Annotated in this window: 21 protein-coding genes and 1 riboswitch; of the genes, 5 read left to right on the forward strand and 16 right to left on the reverse strand. The window is 72.2% G+C overall.

The window, feature by feature from the left end:
* Positions 1–4 precede the first annotated feature (4 nt).
* Positions 5–376, reverse strand: a complete 372-nt coding sequence (locus RGQ06_RS16740; protein WP_432429858.1) for a TraR/DksA family transcriptional regulator — start codon at positions 374–376, stop codon at positions 5–7.
* Between the two features lie 128 nt (positions 377–504).
* Complete coding sequence (locus RGQ06_RS16745) at positions 505–861, reverse strand: hypothetical protein (RefSeq protein ID WP_432429859.1); 357 nt, start codon at positions 859–861, stop codon at positions 505–507.
* Positions 862–907: 46 nt separating this feature from the next.
* Between RGQ06_RS16745 and RGQ06_RS16750 the strand changes: the two genes are divergently transcribed.
* Together RGQ06_RS16750 and RGQ06_RS16755 are read left to right on the forward strand one after the other, a co-directional pair.
* Complete coding sequence (locus tag RGQ06_RS16750) at positions 908–1,072, forward strand: hypothetical protein (RefSeq protein ID WP_432429860.1); 165 nt, start codon at positions 908–910, stop codon at positions 1,070–1,072.
* A gap of 11 nt (positions 1,073–1,083) precedes the next feature.
* A complete protein-coding gene (locus tag RGQ06_RS16755; protein ID WP_432429861.1) occupies positions 1,084–1,683 on the forward strand; it encodes a hypothetical protein in 600 nt (199 codons plus the stop codon).
* A 42-nt stretch (positions 1,684–1,725) separates the two neighbouring features.
* Here the strand turns inward: RGQ06_RS16755 and RGQ06_RS16760 are convergent, their stop codons facing one another.
* Positions 1,726–2,706, reverse strand: a complete 981-nt coding sequence (locus RGQ06_RS16760) for a GNAT family N-acetyltransferase (RefSeq protein ID WP_432429862.1) — start codon at positions 2,704–2,706, stop codon at positions 1,726–1,728.
* Between the two features lie 141 nt (positions 2,707–2,847).
* Positions 2,848–2,942: riboswitch (glycine riboswitch) on the forward strand.
* A 30-nt stretch (positions 2,943–2,972) separates the two neighbouring features.
* Between RGQ06_RS16760 and gcvP the strand changes: the two genes are divergently transcribed.
* On the forward strand, positions 2,973–5,828 hold the full coding sequence (gcvP, locus tag RGQ06_RS16765; RefSeq protein ID WP_432429863.1) for an aminomethyl-transferring glycine dehydrogenase: 2,856 nt from the start codon (positions 2,973–2,975) through the stop codon (positions 5,826–5,828).
* A gap of 49 nt (positions 5,829–5,877) precedes the next feature.
* Positions 5,878–7,467, forward strand: coding sequence for a hypothetical protein (locus tag RGQ06_RS16770; RefSeq protein ID WP_432429864.1), 1,590 nt, complete (start codon positions 5,878–5,880; stop codon positions 7,465–7,467).
* 28 nt (positions 7,468–7,495) lie between these two features.
* Here the strand turns inward: RGQ06_RS16770 and RGQ06_RS16775 are convergent, their stop codons facing one another.
* Entirely contained in the window at positions 7,496–7,696 is a 201-nt protein-coding gene (locus tag RGQ06_RS16775; protein ID WP_432429865.1) for a hypothetical protein, read from the reverse strand.
* A 70-nt stretch (positions 7,697–7,766) separates the two neighbouring features.
* Between RGQ06_RS16775 and RGQ06_RS16780 the strand changes: the two genes are divergently transcribed.
* The gene (locus RGQ06_RS16780; RefSeq protein ID WP_432429866.1) at positions 7,767–8,525 is read left to right on the forward strand and encodes a crotonase/enoyl-CoA hydratase family protein; all 759 of its coding nucleotides are present in this window, start codon (positions 7,767–7,769) and stop codon (positions 8,523–8,525) included.
* Between the two features lie 61 nt (positions 8,526–8,586).
* Here RGQ06_RS16780 and RGQ06_RS16785 read toward each other — a convergent pair whose 3' ends face one another.
* The 12 genes from RGQ06_RS16785 to RGQ06_RS16840 all read right to left on the reverse strand — a co-directional run bounded on the left by RGQ06_RS16785 (position 8,587) and on the right by RGQ06_RS16840 (position 18,566).
* On the reverse strand, positions 8,587–9,015 hold the full coding sequence (locus tag RGQ06_RS16785) for an NUDIX domain-containing protein (RefSeq protein ID WP_432429867.1): 429 nt from the start codon (positions 9,013–9,015) through the stop codon (positions 8,587–8,589).
* Positions 9,012–9,503 carry a GNAT family N-acetyltransferase gene (locus RGQ06_RS16790; protein ID WP_432429868.1) on the reverse strand — a complete coding sequence of 164 codons (492 nt, stop codon included), beginning with the start codon at positions 9,501–9,503 and terminating at the stop codon, positions 9,012–9,014. Before RGQ06_RS16790 ends, RGQ06_RS16785 begins: the two co-directional genes overlap by 4 nt.
* A 2-nt stretch (positions 9,504–9,505) precedes the next feature.
* Positions 9,506–10,153 (reverse strand): hypothetical protein, encoded by a 648-nt coding sequence (locus RGQ06_RS16795; protein ID WP_432429869.1) that lies wholly within the window; start codon positions 10,151–10,153, stop codon positions 9,506–9,508.
* A 46-nt stretch (positions 10,154–10,199) separates the two neighbouring features.
* Positions 10,200–10,661 carry a universal stress protein gene (locus RGQ06_RS16800; protein ID WP_432429870.1) on the reverse strand — a complete coding sequence of 154 codons (462 nt, stop codon included), beginning with the start codon at positions 10,659–10,661 and terminating at the stop codon, positions 10,200–10,202.
* 10 nt (positions 10,662–10,671) lie between these two features.
* Positions 10,672–11,163, reverse strand: coding sequence for a hypothetical protein (locus RGQ06_RS16805; RefSeq protein WP_432429871.1), 492 nt, complete (start codon positions 11,161–11,163; stop codon positions 10,672–10,674).
* A 125-nt stretch (positions 11,164–11,288) separates the two neighbouring features.
* Positions 11,289–11,909: a hypothetical protein gene (locus RGQ06_RS16810; protein ID WP_432429872.1), complete on the reverse strand. Its 621-nt coding sequence runs from the start codon at positions 11,907–11,909 to the stop codon at positions 11,289–11,291.
* The gene (locus RGQ06_RS16815; RefSeq protein WP_432429873.1) at positions 11,906–13,123 is read right to left on the reverse strand and encodes an MCE family protein; all 1,218 of its coding nucleotides are present in this window, start codon (positions 13,121–13,123) and stop codon (positions 11,906–11,908) included. Before RGQ06_RS16815 ends, RGQ06_RS16810 begins: the two co-directional genes overlap by 4 nt.
* A complete protein-coding gene (locus RGQ06_RS16820) occupies positions 13,123–14,064 on the reverse strand; it encodes an MlaD family protein (protein WP_432429874.1) in 942 nt (313 codons plus the stop codon). The genes RGQ06_RS16815 and RGQ06_RS16820 overlap by 1 nt, the downstream gene beginning before the upstream one ends.
* Positions 14,061–15,281: an MCE family protein gene (locus RGQ06_RS16825; protein ID WP_432429875.1), complete on the reverse strand. Its 1,221-nt coding sequence runs from the start codon at positions 15,279–15,281 to the stop codon at positions 14,061–14,063. Before RGQ06_RS16825 ends, RGQ06_RS16820 begins: the two co-directional genes overlap by 4 nt.
* Positions 15,278–16,303 carry an MlaD family protein gene (locus tag RGQ06_RS16830; protein ID WP_432429876.1) on the reverse strand — a complete coding sequence of 342 codons (1,026 nt, stop codon included), beginning with the start codon at positions 16,301–16,303 and terminating at the stop codon, positions 15,278–15,280. The genes RGQ06_RS16825 and RGQ06_RS16830 overlap by 4 nt, the downstream gene beginning before the upstream one ends.
* On the reverse strand, positions 16,300–17,391 hold the full coding sequence (locus RGQ06_RS16835; RefSeq protein ID WP_432429877.1) for an MCE family protein: 1,092 nt from the start codon (positions 17,389–17,391) through the stop codon (positions 16,300–16,302). The genes RGQ06_RS16830 and RGQ06_RS16835 overlap by 4 nt, the downstream gene beginning before the upstream one ends.
* Positions 17,388–18,566, reverse strand: coding sequence for an MlaD family protein (locus RGQ06_RS16840; protein ID WP_432429878.1), 1,179 nt, complete (start codon positions 18,564–18,566; stop codon positions 17,388–17,390). The genes RGQ06_RS16835 and RGQ06_RS16840 overlap by 4 nt, the downstream gene beginning before the upstream one ends.

An 18,566-nucleotide genomic window follows, 5' to 3' on the forward strand; every position in this document is an offset into this window, starting at 1 on the left:
GCGCTCAGGCGCTGTGGCCGGCCGCCTTGCACTGGACGCACAGCGTCGTCCACGGCAGCGCCTCGAGGCGCTCCTCGGGCACCTGGGTGCCGCACACCCGGCAGGTGCCGTAGGTCCCGTCCTCGATCGCCTGCTCGGCCCGGTCGACCTGGCGGAGGTGCTCCTCGGTGTCGGCGATGCGGGCTCGCACGCGGTCTCGCTCGACCACGCCGCCGTCGGGGTCTCCGCCCTCCTCGGAGAAGTCCGACTCGGCGACCTCGCGCCCCTCGTCGACCAGGCTGCGCAGCTGGCCCTGGAGGGCTTCGAGGATGCCTTCCAGCTCTCCGCGCTCCTTCCGGAGCCGGCGGCGGTGCTTCTCGTCGGTGCGAGCGGCCATGGGTGGTCCTCCGTCGGTGGTCGGCGCCTGTCGGACGACGGCGCACGGGCGCACCTTCCCACATGCGCCCCCGTTCCAGAAGTGCAGCACCGGGTGTGGTCATTTCGTCACAGTGACGGAACCAGTGACTAGTCCGGTGCTCGGCCTTCGCGCCCGAGGGATTCGACCACCGGCCGCGCTGCGTCGAGCAGCCAGTCCAGGGCCTCGCGGTACTCCGCCCGGGTCGGTGAACCGGTCAGGTCCCGTTCGACGTCCTCGACCGCGCACTCCAGCACGTAGAGCCGGTCACGAAGGTCGTCCATCGCCTGGCGGGTGAGGACCAGCTCGTGCTCGGACAGGCCGACCTCGCTCGCCCGCTGGCGGGCCTCGTAGTCGCGCTGCCGGCACGACCGGCGGCAGAACTCGCGGGGACGGCCGGGCCCGACGGTGACGGTGAAGCGCCGGGCGCACCAGCGGCAGCGTCGCTCGACGGTCTCGGCGGCCATGCCCGGACGGTACCGAGCGCCCGGGCGACCTGGCAGGATCTCCGCCATGGGTCTGTTCCGCAGGAAGGGCAAGGACGACTTCAAGGCGCTGTCGAAGCAGCGCCGGGTCGTCGAGGACGAGCAGCCGTGGTTCGCCCAGGACGACGACGGCCCCGAGCTCGACATCGAGACCGGCATCGGCTCGAACCTGCGCCGCGACGACGCGGACTAGTCACCCCACTCGTGCCGGTCGACCCGGACCACCGCGTCGTCACCGCCACGGTCATCGGCGTCCCTGCTCCGGGCACCGTCGTGTGGCGGGCCGACGGTGAACGGACCCGGGACGGCTCCCCCGTCACCGGCGACCTGGACGACCCCGACGGAGCGCTCCGCCCCGGCGATCACGTCGTCCTCGAGGTGGTCCGAGACCGGTTCCGCTGGCTGGTGGTGGAGGTGGTCGACCGGATCCCCCGACCCCGCTCCCCCGCCCGTCCCCGGCGGCCGCACGCCCACCCGGCCCGTCCCCCGGGGACCGTGCTGATCGCGTGGCTGCCCTTCACCCGGGACGATGACGACGGTCCGGGCAAGCACCGCCCCTGCGTGGTGCTCCGCTCGACCGACCCGAACGTGATCCGGGCCCGTCCCCTCTACGACCCGGGAAGCGCCGTGGCCCGCAGCTCCGGGGGCGTGCAGCTCCAGGCGTGGCGGACGGCGGGGTTGGACAAGGCCAGCGTCGCGGTCGACCCGGTCGAGATCCCCGTCGCCCGGTGCGAGCAGACGCTCGGCCACCTCGCGCCCGTCGACCTCGCCGGGCTCGGCATCACCGGCCGTCGCCGACGCTGACTGCGACGGGGGCACTGCCAGCTCGGAGAGGGGCGGATCGCCTCAGGGGGCGATGAGCACGGCGAACGTCTCATCGATGCGATCGGCCCACCGCCGCTTGTAGGGCATGTCCATGCCGAGGTCGTAGACGTCGATGCCGGTCCCCTCGAGGGCCTCGAGCTGGTGGATCTGCAGCAGGTGGCCGATGCCGAGAGCACGGACGCCAGCGTCGTGGGACAGTTGCAGGCCCCGGTAGGTGCGGCCCCGCACGCCTCCGAGCACGTAGCCGATGTCCCGCTCCCCCTGGCGGGCGAAGAGCAGGCGCAGCTGGTCGCCGGCGGCCAGGCGCCAGGCCATGCGCCGGTAGAAGCCGGCCAGGGACTCGCTGGCCAGGCCGGTGCCCTCCTCCCCCTTCCAGCTCCGCGCCTCGACCGCGAGCACGCGGTCCATGGCCTCGTCGGGTGCGAGCGCCGAGCAGTCGACGACCGCGACGCCGGCGTCCTCGGCTCGACGGCGCACCTGGCGCAGGCGCTGGCGGAAGCGACTCGATCGCCGAGCCAGCCACGGCTCGAGCCCACCGGACAGGTCGGCCCGCAACCGCTGCTCCGTCGGCCCCTGCAGCAGCCGGCGCTGCTCGCCCAGCACCCGCACCAGGCACTGCAGCCCGATGCCGTCGAGGCGCTGGCCGGTGACCACGGCGACGTCGTGGTCGTCGAGCCGCAGGCGGGCGGCGAGCAGGCGGGCGGCCTGCACCGGGTGCCCGACCATCGGCGTGGCGAAGCCCCACACCGGATCCAGTCCGAGCAGCAGCCGGCTGCCGTCCTCGGCCGTGGCTCGCCGCAGCCCGGCGAAGGACGAGCCGTCACCGAGGACGATCGGCGCGCCGTGCTCGGGGAACGACGCCGCGGCCGAGAACGACCAGATGCTCGAGGCGCAGAACTCGTCCGCATCCGGGGTCCGGTCGACCGCCGCGTCCCACGCCTGGGCCACCAGGTCGAGCTGGTCGGCCTCGATGCGCACGGCGGACCCGGTCACGGCGGACACGGCTGCACAGTAGGGCCGAGGCCGGGGTCTACGATGGCGGCGCTGACGACCCCCGACGGGAGAGTCCCGCCCCACCGCCAGTGGGGAGGGCGCCGAAGGAGCAACCGCCCCGGAACCTCTCAGGCCACCGGACCGCCGGGACGAGGCACCTCTGGAGAGCAGCCTGCGGGCTCACCGAAGGAGCAAGCCCGGCCTCGCCGGGCGAATCTCTCAGGTCACGGAACAGAAGGGGCTCCACGCCGACGCGCACCAGGGAGCCTCCACCCATGACCAGCACCGCACCGATCCCGAACCCGGGCTTCCCGAGCCGCCACATCGGCCCCCGAGGTGACGAGATCGCCACGATGCTCGACGTCGTCGGCGCCGGTTCCCTCGACGAGCTCATCGATCAGGCCGTGCCGTCGTCGATCCGCTCGACCGAACCCCTGGACCTGCCCGAGGCCGCGTCGGAGGAGGAAGCCCTCGCCGAGCTGCGGGCCCTGGCCGGGGCCAACGTCGTGCGCACCGCCATGATCGGCCTCGGCTACCACGGCACCCACACGCCGCCGGTCATCCGCCGGAACGTGCTGGAGGATCCCGCCTGGTACACCGCCTACACCCCGTACCAGCCCGAGATCTCCCAGGGCCGCCTCGAGGCGCTGCTCAACTTCCAGACCGTCATCACCGACCTCACCGGGACCGAGCTGGCGAACTCCTCACTGCTCGACGAGGGCACCGCAGCGGCCGAGGCCATGGCCATGTGCGGCCGGTTGGTGAAGGGTGACCGCCCCCGCTTCGTCGTCGCCGCTGACACCTTCCCCCAGACCATCGCGGTGCTCGAGGCCCGGGCCGATGCCATCGGGGTCACCGTCGACGTGGTGGACGACGTGGCCGCCGCCGACCTCTCCGACGCCGCCGGTGTGCTGGTCCAGCACCCCGCGGCGTCCGGCGCGGTCGTGGACCCCTCCCCCGCCATCGACGCCGCCCACGCAGCCGGCGCACTCGCCGTCGTGGCCACCGACCTGCTGGCCTGCACCGTCCTGACCCCGCCCGGCGAGCTCGGCGCCGACATCGTGGTCGGCTCGTCGCAGCGCTTCGGCGTGCCCCTCGGCTTCGGCGGCCCTCACGCCGGCTTCATGGGCTGCCGGGAGGAGTACAAGCGGACCCTGCCCGGACGCCTCGTCGGCGTCTCGGTCGATGCCGCAGGCCGGCCCGCCACCCGCCTCGCGCTGCAGACGCGCGAGCAGCACATCCGTCGCGAGAAGGCGACGTCCAACATCTGCACCGCCCAGGTGCTCCTGGCTGTCATCGCCTCGATGTACGCCGTGTACCACGGCCCCGAGGGGCTGCGGGCCATCGCCGGGCGCGTCCATGGACTGACCAGTGCCTTCGCAGCCCGGCTGGAGCAGGCCGGCCGGACCGTCCGCAACGACGCCTGGTTCGACACGCTCACCGTCGAGGTCCCGGGCGAGGCCGCCGGCGTCGTCGAGCGGGCCGCCGAGGAGGGCATCGACATCCGCCTGGTCGACGCCGACACCGTGTCCCTCGCGTTCGACGAGACCTGCACCGAGGCCACCGCGGATCGCCTCGCCGCCGCCTTCGGTGCCGCAGCAGGAGAACTGCCAGAACGGAGAGAGGTGCTGCCCGACGGGCTCGTGCGCACGAGCGGCTACCTCACCCACCCGACCTTCCACTCGTACCGCTCCGAGACCGAGATGCTGCGGTACCTGCGCCGCCTGTCGGACAAGGACGTGGCCCTGGACCGGGCGATGATCCCGCTCGGGTCCTGCACGATGAAGCTCAACGCCACCGCGGAGATGGAGCCCATCTCCTGGCCCGGCTTCGCCAACCTGCACCCGTTCGTTCCGGCGGCCAGCAGCCAGGGCTACCGCACGCTCATCGACCAGCTCGAGGCGTGGCTGGTCGAGGTCACCGGCTACGACGCGGTGAGCTTCCAGCCCAACGCCGGCTCCCAGGGCGAGCTGGCCGGCCTCCTCGCCATCCGCACGTTCCACGACGCCAACGGCGACACCGACCGTCGGGTCTGCCTCATCCCCTCCTCGGCCCACGGCACCAACGCCGCCTCCGCGGTCATGGCCGGCATGCGGGTCGTGGTCGTGGCCTGCGACGACGACGGCAACGTCGACGTCGACGACCTCAAGGCCAAGGTCACCGACCACGCCGACACCCTCGCCGGGTTGATGGTCACCTACCCCTCCACCCACGGCGTGTTCGAGACCCGGATCCGCGAGATCTGCGACCTCGTCCACGACCACGACGGCCAGGTGTACCTCGACGGCGCCAACCTGAACGCCCTCGTCGGGGTGGCCAAGCCGGGCGAGTTCGGCGCCGACGTGAGCCACCTGAACCTGCACAAGACGTTCTGCATCCCCCACGGCGGCGGCGGCCCCGGCGTCGGTCCCGTCGCCGTGCGATCGCACCTGGCCCCGTACCTGCCGAACCACCCCCTCGACGACGCCGCCGGCCCGGCAACGGGTCCCGGCCCCGTGTCGGCGGCGCCGTACGGCTCGGCCGGCATCCTGCCCATCTCGTGGGCCTACGTGCGGATGATGGGCGGCCCCGGCCTCACCCGGGCCACCCACCTGGCGATCCTCAACGCCAACTACGTCGCCGCCCGCCTCGGCGAGCGATACCCGGTGCTCTACGCGGGCGAGCACGGCCGGGTCGCCCACGAGTGCATCGTCGACCTGCGCGACATCACCCGCCGCACCGGCGTCACCGTCGACGACGTCGCCAAGCGCCTCGTGGACTACGGCTTCCACGCCCCCACGATGAGCTTCCCGGTCGCCGGCACGCTCATGATCGAGCCGACCGAGTCCGAGCCTCTGGCCGAGATCGACCGGTTCTGCGACGCGATGCTGGCGATCGCCGACGAGATCGCCGAGATCGAGTCCGGGGCGGTCGCCCACGACGACTCGGCCCTCGCCCACGCCCCCCACACCGCCGAGGACCTCCTCGTCGCCGAGTGGGACCGCGCCTACACCCGCGAGCAGGCGGCGTACCCGGTCGACGGGCTGCGCCAGGCCAAGTACTGGCCGCCCGTGAGCCGCATCGACGGGGCGGCCGGGGATCGCAACCTCGTGTGCGCGTGCCCGCCCCCGGAGGCCTTCGCGGAGGGCTGAAAGCGCAATCGTCGGGGCCGGGACGGCTCGGTTAGCCTGGCAACCCGCTATGGCCACCCGGATCGACATCGAACTCACCAGCCGCCAGGACGAGGGAAAGACCTTCACCTGGCGGGCCGCGGGGGCTCGCCAGCCCAAGGGTGCGGCCGATGCGTCGCTGTTCCCGGAGAGCGCCGAGGTCGGTGACGAGTTCCGCGTCGACACCGAGATGGACGTCGACGGCATCCGGGTCACGCAGGTGATCCCGCCCAAGGGCAAGGAGCCCAAGAAGGTCGAGACCCTCGAGCTCATCACCCGCGACGACGAGCCGCTGGTGACCGAGGTCCGGGCCGAGCGAGGCCGTGGCCGAGGCGATCGCGGCGACCGTGGTCCCCGCCGGGGCGGCGGTGGCCGCAAGGACGGCGACCGTGGCCCTCGTGGTGAGGGTGGCGATCGCGGCCCGCGGGGCGAAGGCGGCCGCCGGGGCGGCAACGACCGTCCCCGCACCCCGGCCAAGCCCAAGCTGCCCCCGAAGCCGAAGCCCCCGCGCCTCAAGGCCGGCAAGGCCCACCGCAACGCCCTCATCGACACCCTCCCCGAGGAGCAGAAGGCCGTCGCCCAGGAGCTGCTCCGCGGCGGGCTGCAGGCCGTGCGCACGGGGCTCGAGAAGCAGAACGAGCAGCGCAAGGTCGAGGGCCAGGACCCCATCGACGAGGGGCCCATCGTCACCCTCGCCGAGGAGCTGCTGGTGAAGGTCCGCGCCGCCGAGTGGCGCGATCGGGCCGAGGCCGCCCTGGAGCAGTCCGAGACCGTCGACCTGCGCGACCTGCGCACCGTCGTCACCGCGTCAGACGGCGCGGCCAAGGACGACGAGACCCGAGCCCTGGCCGCCAAGGTGCGCACCGCCCTCAACGAGCGCCTCGACGCCGACCAGCAGGCCTGGGTGGCCGAGGTCGTGGAGATGCTCGACGACGACCGCGTCGTCCGGGCCCTGCACCTGTCGTCCCGCCCGCCCAAGGCCGGCGCCCCGCTGCCCGCCCCCGTCGCGCTGCGCCTCGTCGAGGCCGCCAACGCGTCGATGAGCAGCGAGACCTCCGCCGACCGCTGGAGCTACATCCTCGAGGCGCTGGCCCACTCCCCCGTGCGTCGCCAGGTGGTCCCCGTGTCGCTGCCCGGCACCGTCTCCGACGAGCTGAAGGCCACCATCGCCCGCCACGGCAGCCGCCTCCCCGAGATCGCGCAGATCTTCGGCGTCGAGCCCGACCCGAAGGCCGGCCGGGACGCCAGCCGGCGCAAGCGCCGCAGCGGCGGCAAGCCCAAGAAGGACGCCAAGCCCGGCGACGCCAAGGGCGAGCGCAAGGCCGACAAGGCCGAGGGAGGCAAGCCCAAGGCCGATGAGCCGAAGGCCGATGAGCCCAAGGCCGATGAGCCCAAGGCCGATCCCACGCCCGAGCAGCCCGCAGCCGAGCAGCCCGTCGCCGACGCGGCCACGACGGACGCGCCCGCCCCGGAGGCCCAGCCCGAGCAGGACGCGGCGGCCGTCCCCGAAGCCGTCGAGCAGGCGCCCACCGAGGCGCCGGCCCCGGAGATCCCCGCCGCCGAGGCGCTCGAGGCCGAGCAGGCCACGGGCGACGACGCCCCCGAGGACGACAAGACCTGAGGTCGGCGCCGGCGCCCCCGGCGCCGGCTCAGCGGGATTCGGTGCGGGAGGTCCGGGCCTGGCTCTGCCGGCCCCGGAACTCACCGGTGGACGCGTCCTCGTCCCAGCGGGCGCCGCAGGACGTGCACACGCAGGAGTCGACCCGCAACGACGCCAGGTACAGGCGGTCGATCTCGTAGGAGTCGCAGTAGGGGCACTGCAGTCGCCCCTGACCCGGATCGCTGGACACGGCCGCAGGGTACCGAACCCGTGGCGGTGCGCATGGACCGACGGCCCCGGAGCATCGCTACTGTGCGCCCATGATCGAGTACGAGACCCGTGGCAACGTCGCCATCATCACCATCGACCGCCCCGAGGCGCGCAACGCCGTCAACGGCGAGGTGGCCGAGGGCATCGAGGCCGCCATCGACCGCATGGAGGCCGACGACGAGATCTGGATCGGCGTCCTGACCCACGAGGGTCCGGTCTTCTGCGCCGGCGCCGACCTGAAGGCGATCAACAGCGGCGACGCGGCCCGGCTCAACACCCCCACCGGAGGCTTCGGCGGCATCACGGCCAAGGCCCGCACCAAGCCGATCATCGCCGCCTGCAACGGCCCGGCCTACGCCGGCGGTTGCGAGATCGTCCTGGCCTGCGACCTGCTGGTCGCCACCCCGGACGTCACCTTCAGCGTGCCCGAGGTCAAGCGCAACCTCGTGGCGGCCGCCGGGGCCCTGTTCCGGCTTCCCGCCGCGCTGCCCAAGAACGTCGCCATGGAGATGCTCCTCACCGGCGATCCGATCGACGCCGAGCGGGCCCACGCCCTCGGGTTCGTGAACCGGATGGCGGAGTCGGGCAAGGCCGTCGACGTCGCCGTCGAGCTGGCCGCCCAGATCAGCGAGAACGCCCCGCTCGCCGTGCGCAAGAGCCGCGAGGTCGCCCTGCAGTCCTTCGACACCGACGAGGAGGCCTTCGCCGCCTCCGGGCGGGCGATCGCCGAGGTCATGGCCAGCGAGGACACCAAGGAGGGCCTGTCGGCCTTCATCGAGAAGCGCAAGCCCGAGTGGAAGGGTCGCTAGACCGCTACACCACGACCGCCAGTTCCGGAGCGCTGCACCACGACCGCCAGTTCCGGTGAGCTCAGGTGATCGTGGCGAGGATGCCGTGGTCGTGGAGGAACTCGGCGAGGCCGTCCACGAGCGGCCACTCGGCGACCTCGCTGAGCGCCACCCAGGCCACCTCGGCGGCGTCGTCGCCAGCGGTCGGGGTGGCGTCGGGTTCGAGCAAGGTGACGTGGTGGTCGAGGATCACGTAGTGGCGGCCTTCGATGAAGCGCTCGACGACGCCGACGAGGGGACCGCACACCCCTTCGAGCCCGGTCTCCTCGAGCAGCTCGCGAACGACGGCCTCGGCGAGGAGCTCGCCGGGTTCGACCACGCCTCCGGGCAACGACCACTGGCCGATCGCCACGCCCCGGCCGCGCCGGATCAGCAGCAGGCGGTCGCCATCGACGACGACGGCGCCGACGGCCACCTCCGGGCCGCTCGTCGTGGCGGCGGCGTCGGTCATGACGGTGCGTCGGGGCGGGGTTCGAGGGACCGGTGCACCACGATGGCCCGGGCCACGAGGCCGAAGGACTCGAAGAAGTTCTTGGTGTGGCGGTCGCCCGGCAGGGCCAGGGAGTCGACGCCGAAGCAGCCCTGCTCCGTCGCCCACGCGATCAGCGCGTCCATGATCTCCTCCCCCACCGACACGCCCCGAGCACCCTCGAGGGTGAACAGGTCGGAGATGACGCCGAGGGTGGACCCGTCGCGGAGGTGCTCGAGCCGGAGCACGCCGTAGCCGATGGTCGTGTCGTCGATGGTGCCGACGACGACGAAGGCGTCCGGGTCGTCGAGGTCGGCTCGAAGCGAGTCGCCGGGCGGCAGCGGGCGGGCCTGCTGCCGGCGCCAGACGGCACCGCCCCGGTTCGGGGTCAGCTCCTCGATGGCGGCGGTGGCCAGGGTGACCAGGGCCGGGAGGTCGTCGGCCGTGGCGGGCCGGGCGGAGACGTCCACGCCTAGGGCTTCTGGAGCTGCTGGACCCGGTTGAGGATGGTCTTGCGTCCCCGGGTGGCGGCCTCGTAGCTGCGCACGGCCTCGAGCTCGGCGGTGGAGAGCCCCTGCAGGCGGCTCACGACCTGGCTGGCCGAGAGGCTGTCGTAGTCGGGGATGGCGAGGCCGGCGACGTCGGGGGCGGCGCTCGTGGACGTCGTCGCCGCGACCTTCTTCGGGGCCTGCTTCGTGGCCTTCCGGGCCGCCTTCTTCGCGCTGGCCTTCCTGGTCGCCTTCTTGGCCGCTGCCGGCTTCTTCGGGGCGGGCGCCTTGGCGCTGCCCTCCTTGGCCGCGGGAGCCGCGGGCTTGTCGGGCACCGGCGTCGGCGCAGGTGCCGGGGCGGGGCCGGGCGGCGGGCCGTCGACGACGCCGAGGCCACGGAGGAGGTCGACCACCGGACCGTCGAGGGAGGCGGCGCGCTTGTTCACCTCGGTGCGACCCATCCGGACGGCGAACTGGCCCATCATCCGGGCGTTCGTCACCTGGTTGCGCCCGTTCGCGATCAGCTTCGGCAGTCGCGCCGGACCGTCGAACAGCAGCCCGATCGGGGCGTACACGAAGGCGTCGAGCGCCTGGTCGACGGCGTCTTCGAGAGGGGTCTTGTCAGCGGTCACGGTCGGCCATGTTCGCGGTCGGATCCGTGGTCGCGCCAGTTCATCCCTATTGCGCAGCTGCGGGACGTGGCGTGTGGCTGTGGACCACGAGGACGTCGCAGGGGGCGTGGTGCAGGACGCTGCTGGCCACGCTGCCGAGGAGGAAGCGGCTGCTGTCGGTGAGGCCGACCGAGCCGACCACGATCAGGTCGGCGTCGAAGGTGTCGGCCGCCTCGAGCAGCTCGTCGGCCGGCTCGCCCTCGAGGGCCTGCACGACGACGTCGCCGACGCCGTGCTCGGCGGCCAGGGACCGGGCGTGGCGGGCGTGGCGCTCGGCCTCGTTGGGGTCCGCCATCATCCAGCGGACGTCGGCGGGCGCCCGCTCGTCGAGCTTGGTGTCGGTGCGCTCGTACGCGGTCACGATCACCAGCCGAGCCTCGTCGGCGGCCGCCAGGTCGACGGAGTGCTCGACAGCTCGCTCGGCGGAGGCCGAGCCGTCGGTGCCGACCACGATCGTGCGGTACGTCATGGCCTCGTGCTCAGACGCAGTCGACGCACAGGTCGGTCTCGCCCTCGGCGAGCTGGCCCATCGGCTTCAGGATGAAGCAGGACTGGCAGAGGAACTCGTCCTCGCGGCGGGGCTGGATCTTGCCCGCCGGCGCGGCCTTGCCGGTGTCGCCGTCGTCTTCCTCCTCGTCCTCGTCCTCGTCGTCGGTGGCGGCGATGCGGTCCTTGAGGATCTCGTCCAGGTCGGCCTCGACGTCGTCGGGGTCGGCGTCTTCGTCCTCGTCCTCCTCGTCCTCCTCGCCACGTCGGCGGGCGCGACGGGGCTCGTCGCCCTCGGCGTCGGGCGTGGCCTCGTCCTCGTCGGCGACGGCGTCGTCATCGACCACGTCGACCACGGCGTCGTCGTCGTCGTCGGCTTCGAAGTCCTCACCGAGGTCGTCGGCTTCGAGGTCCTCGTCGAGGTCCTCGTCGAGGTCTTCGGTCTCGGGGTCGTCGTCGACCACGTCTTCTTCTTCGTCAGCCATTGGCGCTCCAACGGGTGTGGCGTCGGCGGCGGATCATAGACAGTGTCCGTCGCGGGGAGGGTTGCCGGGTCGCGGGAACCTATCGGCAGTGGGCCGGGATTCCACAACAGCGGACCGGACGGTGCTCAACCGCCCGCCGAGGTGGGCGGTGCAGGGGTCTCCGGGACCTCCCCGGACGGCGGCACCGACCCGGCGAGGTCGCCGGCGGAGGCGATGTCGAGGACGTTGTCGACCAGCCACTCCCCGTCGACGCGGACCATCGCCAGCTGCAGGTAGCGGTCGGACTCGGTGCGGCCCTGCTCGCCGCCGCGGAGCTCGCGGTCGTACACGACGACGACCTCGACCCCGCCGCGCTCGACCTCGCCGACGAAGATGTCGGTGACCTGGGTGACGGCATCGAGCTCGCTCTCGGCGATGAGCGTGCGCAGGCCGGACTCGACCTCCTCGACCTCCTCGGCGAAGCCGCCGGTGCTGAGCGCGAGCACGTCCTCCTTCCACGCGTCGAGCTGGCCGTGCTCGAAGGTGAGGAAGCGCTCGGCGAAGCGGCCGGACGCGAGGCGGACTTCTTGGTCCTCCCCGCCGCCGCCGTCGGCGCTGTCGCCGGATGCGAGGGCGAAGACGGCCAGGACCGCCAGGGCGCCGGCGACCAGGACGGCGATGACGAAGGCCCCGGCGGGCACCGTGCGGCGCTCCCTCGGGGGATCGGGCCGGGGGTCTGCCTGCTGTTCGAGGTCCACGGCCGTCATGCTCGCGCACCTCGCCGGGCCAGCAGGCCCAGCACGAGTCCGCACGCGAGGAACACGCCCAGGGCCGCGGCGGAGCGGTCGGGGGCGGTCGTGGTGGAGAAGGGAACCGCGGCGAGCGACTGCCCCTCCACCGGCGCCTCGGCGGCCAGCGCCCCGCCGTCGGGGGCCGACGCCAGAGGCGACGTGCACACCGGGATCTCCGGCACGGCCGGCAGCTCCGTCGGTGGCACGTACTGCTGGGCGGGGTTGGCGGTGTCCACGAGGATGGAGACCCGCACCCAGAGCCCCCCGGGGCCGTCGTCCCGGGTGAGCCAGACGTACTCGAACCCGGTGGGCCCGTTGTCGAGGGTGTTGGCGAGGTGCCCGAGGTTCTCGTCGGTCGTGGTGACGTCGATCACCGAATCCAGGTCGGACAGCACGCAGTCGAGGTCCTGCTTCACGTCGCCGACCAGATCGGCGGTGGTCCGCAGCAGCTCGGTGCCGCGATCGAGCAGGATCCGGGTGTCGGGCTCGACGTTGCGGAGCGACTCCCCCACCGCGGCGAGGTCGCTGATCGCGGAGGACAGCGACGCCCGGCGTTCGGTGACGGTGCGGGTCAGTCGGGTGCTGTTCGCGCTGAGGCTGTCGAGCAGATCGGCCTTCTCGGCGAAGGTCGCCAGCAGGGCATCGGAGTCGACGGTGAGGTCGCGCAGCGCCTCGCCTCGTCCGTCCAGCGCCACGGCCAGCTCGTGGATGAGCGTGCGCGTCGCCTCGGGCTCCACCGAGCCGAGCACCCGCGACGCCGAGCGCAGCAGCTCGGAGAACTCGAGGGGCACCGAGGTGCGATCGAGCGGGATCACGTCCCCGGCTTCGAGGTACGGACCCCCGCCGTCGTAGCCCTCCGGGGGCTCGAAGTCGATGTAGGGCTCACCGATCGCGGACTTGCGGAAGATGCGGGCCTTGGACCCGGCGGGGATCTGCTTGCCCCGATCGATGCTCATCGTGATGCGCACCTTGCCATCGACGGACTCGACCGAGCGCACCGCACCGTGGTTCACGCCGAGGTAGGCGACCTCGGAGTTGCTGGCCACGCCGGCGGTCGCGGCGAACTCGCCGGAGATCTCGTACGGACGCTCGATGAAGTCGAAGCTGATGATGTTGTTGACCGCCCACCACAGCATGAGGACGAAGACGCCGACGAAGGCGACGAGGTTGATGGCGACCCGGCGGGACATCAGGCCTCCACCTCGGCGAGGAGGAACACCTGGGCGAAGTCGTCGGCGACGGCCTTGGGGAGCTGGTCGGCGAAGCCGGCCACCCACCGGAGCAGCTCGGCGACCTGGGCCTGGTTGCGGTCGACCTCGGCGAGGATCGCGTCGACCTGCTTGATCTGGGTGTCGACCTCGGCGAGGTAGGGCTCGAAGACGTTGTCGTTCTGGATCCGGGCCAGTCGGGTCAGCTCACGGATGGCGTCGATGGCGACGTCGCGGTTGTCGGCCAGCACCGTGGCGGTCTCGGCCAGGTTGCCCAGCAGCTCGTCCAGGTCGCCGGAGGAGGACGCGAGCGTGGCGGTGGCCCCGTCGAGCGCGTCGATGATGCGCACCAGCTCGTCGGTCTGGTCGGCCAGGGTGCCCGACACGGTGGAGAGGTCCTCGACCAGGGAGGTCAGCTCGGTGGTCCGGCCGCCGAAGCCGACGGCTCCGGTCTCGATCAGGGTGGCCACGTCGGAGGACACGACCGCGCCGAGGATCTCGACGGCCTGCTCGGTGACGAACTCGAGCTCGGGTGCCGTGGCGGTCTCGGCGATCACGTCGCCGTCGACCAGGTCCGTGCCGGCCATGGGGTCGTCCTCGTCCAGGGGTCGCAGCTCGATGAACTTCTCCCCGAGCAGCGAGGTGGTGCGCAGCAGGGCCCGGGACTCCACCGGCACGAAGACGTCGTCCTTGATCGACATGGTGATCTCGGCCTGGTAGTCGTCGGTGAGCTCGATGTCGACGATGGAGCCGATGCGCACGTCGGCGACCTGCACCGAGTGGCCGACCACCAGGTCGCCGACGTCGTCGAACACGGCGCTGATCTCTCTCGAACCCCGGATCGTGCCCGGGAGGGTGCAGGCGCTGGCGAGCAGCGAGGCGACGACGAGGACGGCGGCGCGCAGCACGGTGGTGCGGCTCATGATCGAACCCCCAGGAACGTGCCGAGGAAGCGTTCGAGCAGGCTGCGCTCCCCTGCCGCGCCGTCCTCGGTGGCGGCGGACGGGACGACCGTGTCGGACCCCAGGAGCGCGAGCACGTCGTCGATGGGCGTCGTCGGGTCGGGGAGCTCGGCCTCGACGGCACCGGTGCGCTCCCCGTCGAGGGGCAGCAGGTCGCCGGTCGCGCAGTTGACGTCGACGGGCAGGCACGGGAACGGGACGCCCACGGCGTCGAACAGCGGCGCCAGCGCCTCCTCGACCAGGGGGGAGAAGCTGTTGCGCAGGTTCAGCGACCGGCTGACCGGGTTGTAGGCGCCGATGAAGCCGTCGATCTGCTGGGACCCACCCTGGATGAGGGCGTCGACGCCGTCGAGGTTCTGCTCGATGCTCTCGGTGAGCCGCCGGAGGATCTGGACGTCGGTGCGCAGGCGCACGGCGTGCTCGGACACGAGGTCGAGCCCGTCGCCGGAGAGGTTGGCCAGGCCGGAGATGAGGGCCTCGATCTCGCCGCGCTCCTCGGCCAGCACGTCGGCCACGACGGCGAAGTCGTCGAGGACCTGGGCGAGCTGGCTCTCCCGCGTGAGCAGCGTCGAGGTGAAGTCGTCGAAGCGCTCGGCGATGCGGATGACGGCGTCGTCGCTGTCCTCGATGTTGCCGACGAGGTCGGACAGCTCGTCGAGGGCGGAGCCGAGCTGCTGGCCCTGGCCGTCGAGCGAGGCCGCCGCGTTGTCGATCAGGCGGCCGGCGCCGTTGGGGTCGAGGGCATCGAGGAAGTCCTTCAGCGAGGCCAGCGCCTCGTCGGGCTCCACCGGGATGACGGCGTCGTCGATCGCGATCTCGTGACCGTCCGGGGCCTGCTGGTCGCCCTGCTGGAACGGCGGGAACAGCTGGATGCGCCGCTCGCCGATCAGCGACTGGGGCGCGATGGCGGCGCGCACGTCGACCGGGAGGGGGATGTTGCTGTCGACGGCCATGGTCACCTTCACGCGGTCGCCCATGATCTCGATGTCGGAGACCTCGCCGGCGGGGAGGCCGAGCACCTGCACGGCGCCGGACTCGTAGAGCGACACCGCACGGGGGAAGTAGGCCACGACCTCGTAGGTGTCGCCGCCGCCGACCAGCCCGCACCCGGACAGGGCGAGCACGGCGGCCAGCAGACTTGCCGCCAGGCGGGCCGGTGTTCGACGGGAGCGACTCATTCGTCCACCCCCAGCAGGATCGAGTACACGTCCTGGAGCCCTTCGAGGACGTCGGGGCCGAGGCCGCGGACGAAGATGTCCTGCCACGGTCCGTGCCCGCCGCCCCGCGACTGCTGGAGGATGCCGGGGCCGAGCCAGGCCAGGGCCCGGTCGATGTCGTCCTGCTCGGCCGCGACCACGTCGAGGGTCGGCGCCAGGGAGTCGAGGGCGGAGTCGAGCCGCTGCCTGTTCGTGGAGATGAGCCGGTCCAGCTCCTGGACCGTGTCGGCCGACTCCCCGAGGGCGACGGCCAGGTCGTTGCGGCGGGCGACGATGAGCTGGAGGATCTGCTGGGACGAGTCCAGCAGCGTCAGGATCTCGTCGTCCTTGTCGGCCAGGGTGGCGCTGAGGCGATCGGCCTGCTCCAACAGCGCCTCGAACTCGGCCTCGCGCTGGTTCACGGCCGCGCCGACCCGGTTGATGCCCTCGACGAGGTCCTCGACCGTGCCGGCCTTGCCCTCGGAGATGTCGGCCAGGTCGACGAGCAGGGCGTTCAGCGCATCGGTGTCCAGCTCCTGGACGCCTTCGGTGGCCTCTCGGGTCAGCTCGAACAGGTCGAAGGGCACGGTCGTGCGCTCGACGGGGATCACCCGCTGCTCCTCGGGGAGCTCCGACATGGCGACATCGCCCTCCATGGGGTCCAGGATCCGGACCTCCTTGGCGCCGAGGAGCGAGGACAGGGCGATCTCGGCCCGGGCGTCGTCGCGGATCTCGATGCCCTCGTCGACGACCCACTCGACCGTCACGGCCCCGATGTCGCGGTCGACGTCGAGGTCGGTGACGCGACCGACCTTCACACCGGCGAGCTTGACGTCGTCGCCGGCACGCAGCCCGGAGGCGTCGGAGAAGACGGCCTCCATCGGGTAGGCGTCCTCCAGCAGGTTCAGGGTGCCGACCAGGAAGGCGAAGCCCGTGGCGCCGCCCAGGAGCAGCACCGAGATGATGCCCACGATGTAGGGGTTGCGGTCCCGGAACGACTTCATCGGGCGCCTCCCACGAGCGACAGGACCGCGGCGCCGCCGCTGCGGCGGTTGGGCGTGTAGGCCACGGGCTGGCGGGTCGCCGAGTTGCCCACGATGGACTCGAGCCCGGGCACGATCGGCGTCGGGCAGGGTGGCGGCAGGGCGGTGACGCACAGGATGGTCTGGTTCAGGAACTCGCCGTTGCGCGAGGACAGGAACGCGGCGCGGCCGTTGTCGTCCAGGCGGTCCAGGGCCAGCTGCACCGAACCGAGCTCGCCCTCCACGGTGCCGAGCGTGTTGTCGAGGTTGGCCACGATGCGGTCCAGCTCGTCCCGGTTGGTGGCGAGCAGGCCCGACAGGTCGCGGTTGAACGCCCCCATCTCGACGATGGCGCTGTCGAGCAGCTGGGTGTTGTCACTGAAGGTGCGGGCCAGCGCGGCCAGGTTTTCCAGCATCGTCTCGATCTGGGCGTCGCGGTCGGCGATGGTGCGGGACACGACCTCGAGGTTCTCGATCAGGTTCCCGATGGCCTCGTCGCGCTCGCCCAGGCCCTTGACCACGGTGGCGAGGTCGTCGAGGGCCTGGCTGATGTCGGCCTCGTTGCCCTCGAGGGCGGAGGTGACGGTCTCCAGGAACTCGTTGACCTGGCCCTCGTCGATGGTGGCCACCACCGGACCGAGCCGGTTGAACAGCTCGCCGAGGTCGATCACGTTGGTGGTCTCGGTGACGACGTCGCCGTCCTCGAAGGTCGTCGGGGCGTCGCCCGGGAAGAGGTAGACGTAGCGCTGCCCGATGAGGTTGCGCCACCGGATGGCCGCCGCCGAGTCCGACGGCAGCGGGTGGTCGCTGTCGATCTCCATGCGGACGAGGGCCTTGCCGGCCTCGACCCGGACGTCGGTCACCTTGCCGACCGGGACACCGGCCACCTTGACGTTGTCGTCCACGAGCAGGCCGGTGACGTCGTCGAAGCTCGCCGCGAGGGTGTAGGTGTCCGGGCCGCGCCCGACGAGGCCGCCGAAGGTCGTGTTGCCGATGGTCGCGGCCAGGTACACGGTGAACAGGAGGCACACGGCCACGAAGAGGCCGAACTTGATGGCGGTGCGGGTCATCGGTCGTCACCTCCCGTGAGCAGGTCGAGCAGGCCACCGCCACCGCCGCTGTCGGGGTCGTCGTCGCTGCCAGACCCTCCGAGGAGGTCGTCCAGGGTCTCGAGCGGGTCGACCGGGAGCTCGGGCAGCTGGCCCTCGAGGAGCTCCTCGAGCGGGGTCTTGGGGTCGTCGTCGGGCGGGGGTGTCTCGTGGCCCTCGATCAGGCCCTGCACGCTGACGATGCCCTTGACCGCGGCCATCATCGTCCCGTCGCCGACCTCGAAGCGGACGGCCTCGGCCAGCGTGCGGGTGTAGCGGGTCACCCCCAGGAGCAGCGGCTGGATCTGGCTGCGCCGGTCGAACACCGTCTGCAGCGCACGGGAGCCGTCGGTGAGCGCGCTCGACGTGAACGACTCGTTGGCCTCCAGCAGGTCGGCGACGTCGGTGGCGAGCCGGGCGGCCTGGGTGAGGGCGTCGTCCAGCTGGTCGCTGCGGGCGTTGAGCGTGGGCAGCGCCACGTTGAGGTCCCGGGCGCCGGCGACGAGGTCGGGGGCGATGATCTCGAGCTCCTCGGCCAGCAGCGCGAGGTCGCTCGTGAACTGGCGGAACTCGGCATCGTTGGACGCGCCCAGCTCGGCGAGGGTGGCGCCGTTGACGATCGAGCGGTTGATGTTGGGCCCGAGGCCGCGACCGGCGGTGGCCAGCTCGTCGAGGACGACGGCCAGCTCGGCGGGGTTCACCGCCTCGAGGACCGGGTAGGCGTCGGTCAGGACCTGCTCGAGCTCGAACCCGCCCAGGGTGTCGACGATCTCGTTGCCGTCGTCGAGGTAGGGGCCGTCGAGCTCGTCCTCGCCCGGGAGGATGTCGACGAACTTCTCGCCGAACAGCGTCTTGGGCCGGATCACGGCCTGCGCGGTCTCGGGGATCTGGGTGCCGTCCTCGATCCGCAGCCGGATGAGGGCCCGGTTGTCGACCAACCGGATGCTCGACACCTCGCCCACGTTCACGCCGCGGATCTTCACGTCGCTGCCCGACAGCAGGCCCTGGCCGGCGGCGGCGAACGTGCCCCGCAGCTCGTAGCCCCCGTCGAAGGCCCCGAAGCTCGCCTTGATGCCGATGGCGGTCAGGCTCACCACGATCAGGAGCCCGACGGCGCCGGAGATCACGTTGCGGTTGCGCTCGGTGGTCAGCGTCAT

This window comes from Salinilacustrithrix flava (genome assembly GCF_041228405.1).
GTDB lineage: Bacteria > Actinomycetota > Acidimicrobiia > Acidimicrobiales > Salinilacustritrichaceae > Salinilacustrithrix > Salinilacustrithrix flava.

Coding starts and splice junctions, on each gene's coding strand:
- RGQ06_RS16785 (WP_432429867.1), bottom strand. CDS start 9,015: ATGACCGACGCCGCCGCCACGACGAGCGGCCCGGAGGTGGCCGTCGGC.
- RGQ06_RS16825 (WP_432429875.1), bottom strand. CDS start 15,281: ATGAGTCGCTCCCGTCGAACACCGGCCCGCCTGGCGGCAAGTCTGCTG.
- RGQ06_RS16750 (WP_432429860.1), top strand. CDS start 908: ATGGGTCTGTTCCGCAGGAAGGGCAAGGACGACTTCAAGGCGCTGTCG.
- RGQ06_RS16745 (WP_432429859.1), bottom strand. CDS start 861: ATGGCCGCCGAGACCGTCGAGCGACGCTGCCGCTGGTGCGCCCGGCGC.
- RGQ06_RS16770 (WP_432429864.1), top strand. CDS start 5,878: ATGGCCACCCGGATCGACATCGAACTCACCAGCCGCCAGGACGAGGGA.
- RGQ06_RS16805 (WP_432429871.1), bottom strand. CDS start 11,163: ATGGCTGACGAAGAAGAAGACGTGGTCGACGACGACCCCGAGACCGAA.
- RGQ06_RS16810 (WP_432429872.1), bottom strand. CDS start 11,909: ATGACGGCCGTGGACCTCGAACAGCAGGCAGACCCCCGGCCCGATCCC.
- RGQ06_RS16780 (WP_432429866.1), top strand. CDS start 7,767: ATGATCGAGTACGAGACCCGTGGCAACGTCGCCATCATCACCATCGAC.
- RGQ06_RS16820 (WP_432429874.1), bottom strand. CDS start 14,064: ATGAGCCGCACCACCGTGCTGCGCGCCGCCGTCCTCGTCGTCGCCTCG.
- RGQ06_RS16840 (WP_432429878.1), bottom strand. CDS start 18,566: ATGACGCTGACCACCGAGCGCAACCGCAACGTGATCTCCGGCGCCGTC.
- RGQ06_RS16835 (WP_432429877.1), bottom strand. CDS start 17,391: ATGACCCGCACCGCCATCAAGTTCGGCCTCTTCGTGGCCGTGTGCCTC.
- gcvP (WP_432429863.1), top strand. CDS start 2,973: ATGACCAGCACCGCACCGATCCCGAACCCGGGCTTCCCGAGCCGCCAC.
- RGQ06_RS16830 (WP_432429876.1), bottom strand. CDS start 16,303: ATGAAGTCGTTCCGGGACCGCAACCCCTACATCGTGGGCATCATCTCG.
- RGQ06_RS16800 (WP_432429870.1), bottom strand. CDS start 10,661: ATGACGTACCGCACGATCGTGGTCGGCACCGACGGCTCGGCCTCCGCC.
- RGQ06_RS16815 (WP_432429873.1), bottom strand. CDS start 13,123: ATGTCCCGCCGGGTCGCCATCAACCTCGTCGCCTTCGTCGGCGTCTTC.
- RGQ06_RS16740 (WP_432429858.1), bottom strand. CDS start 376: ATGGCCGCTCGCACCGACGAGAAGCACCGCCGCCGGCTCCGGAAGGAG.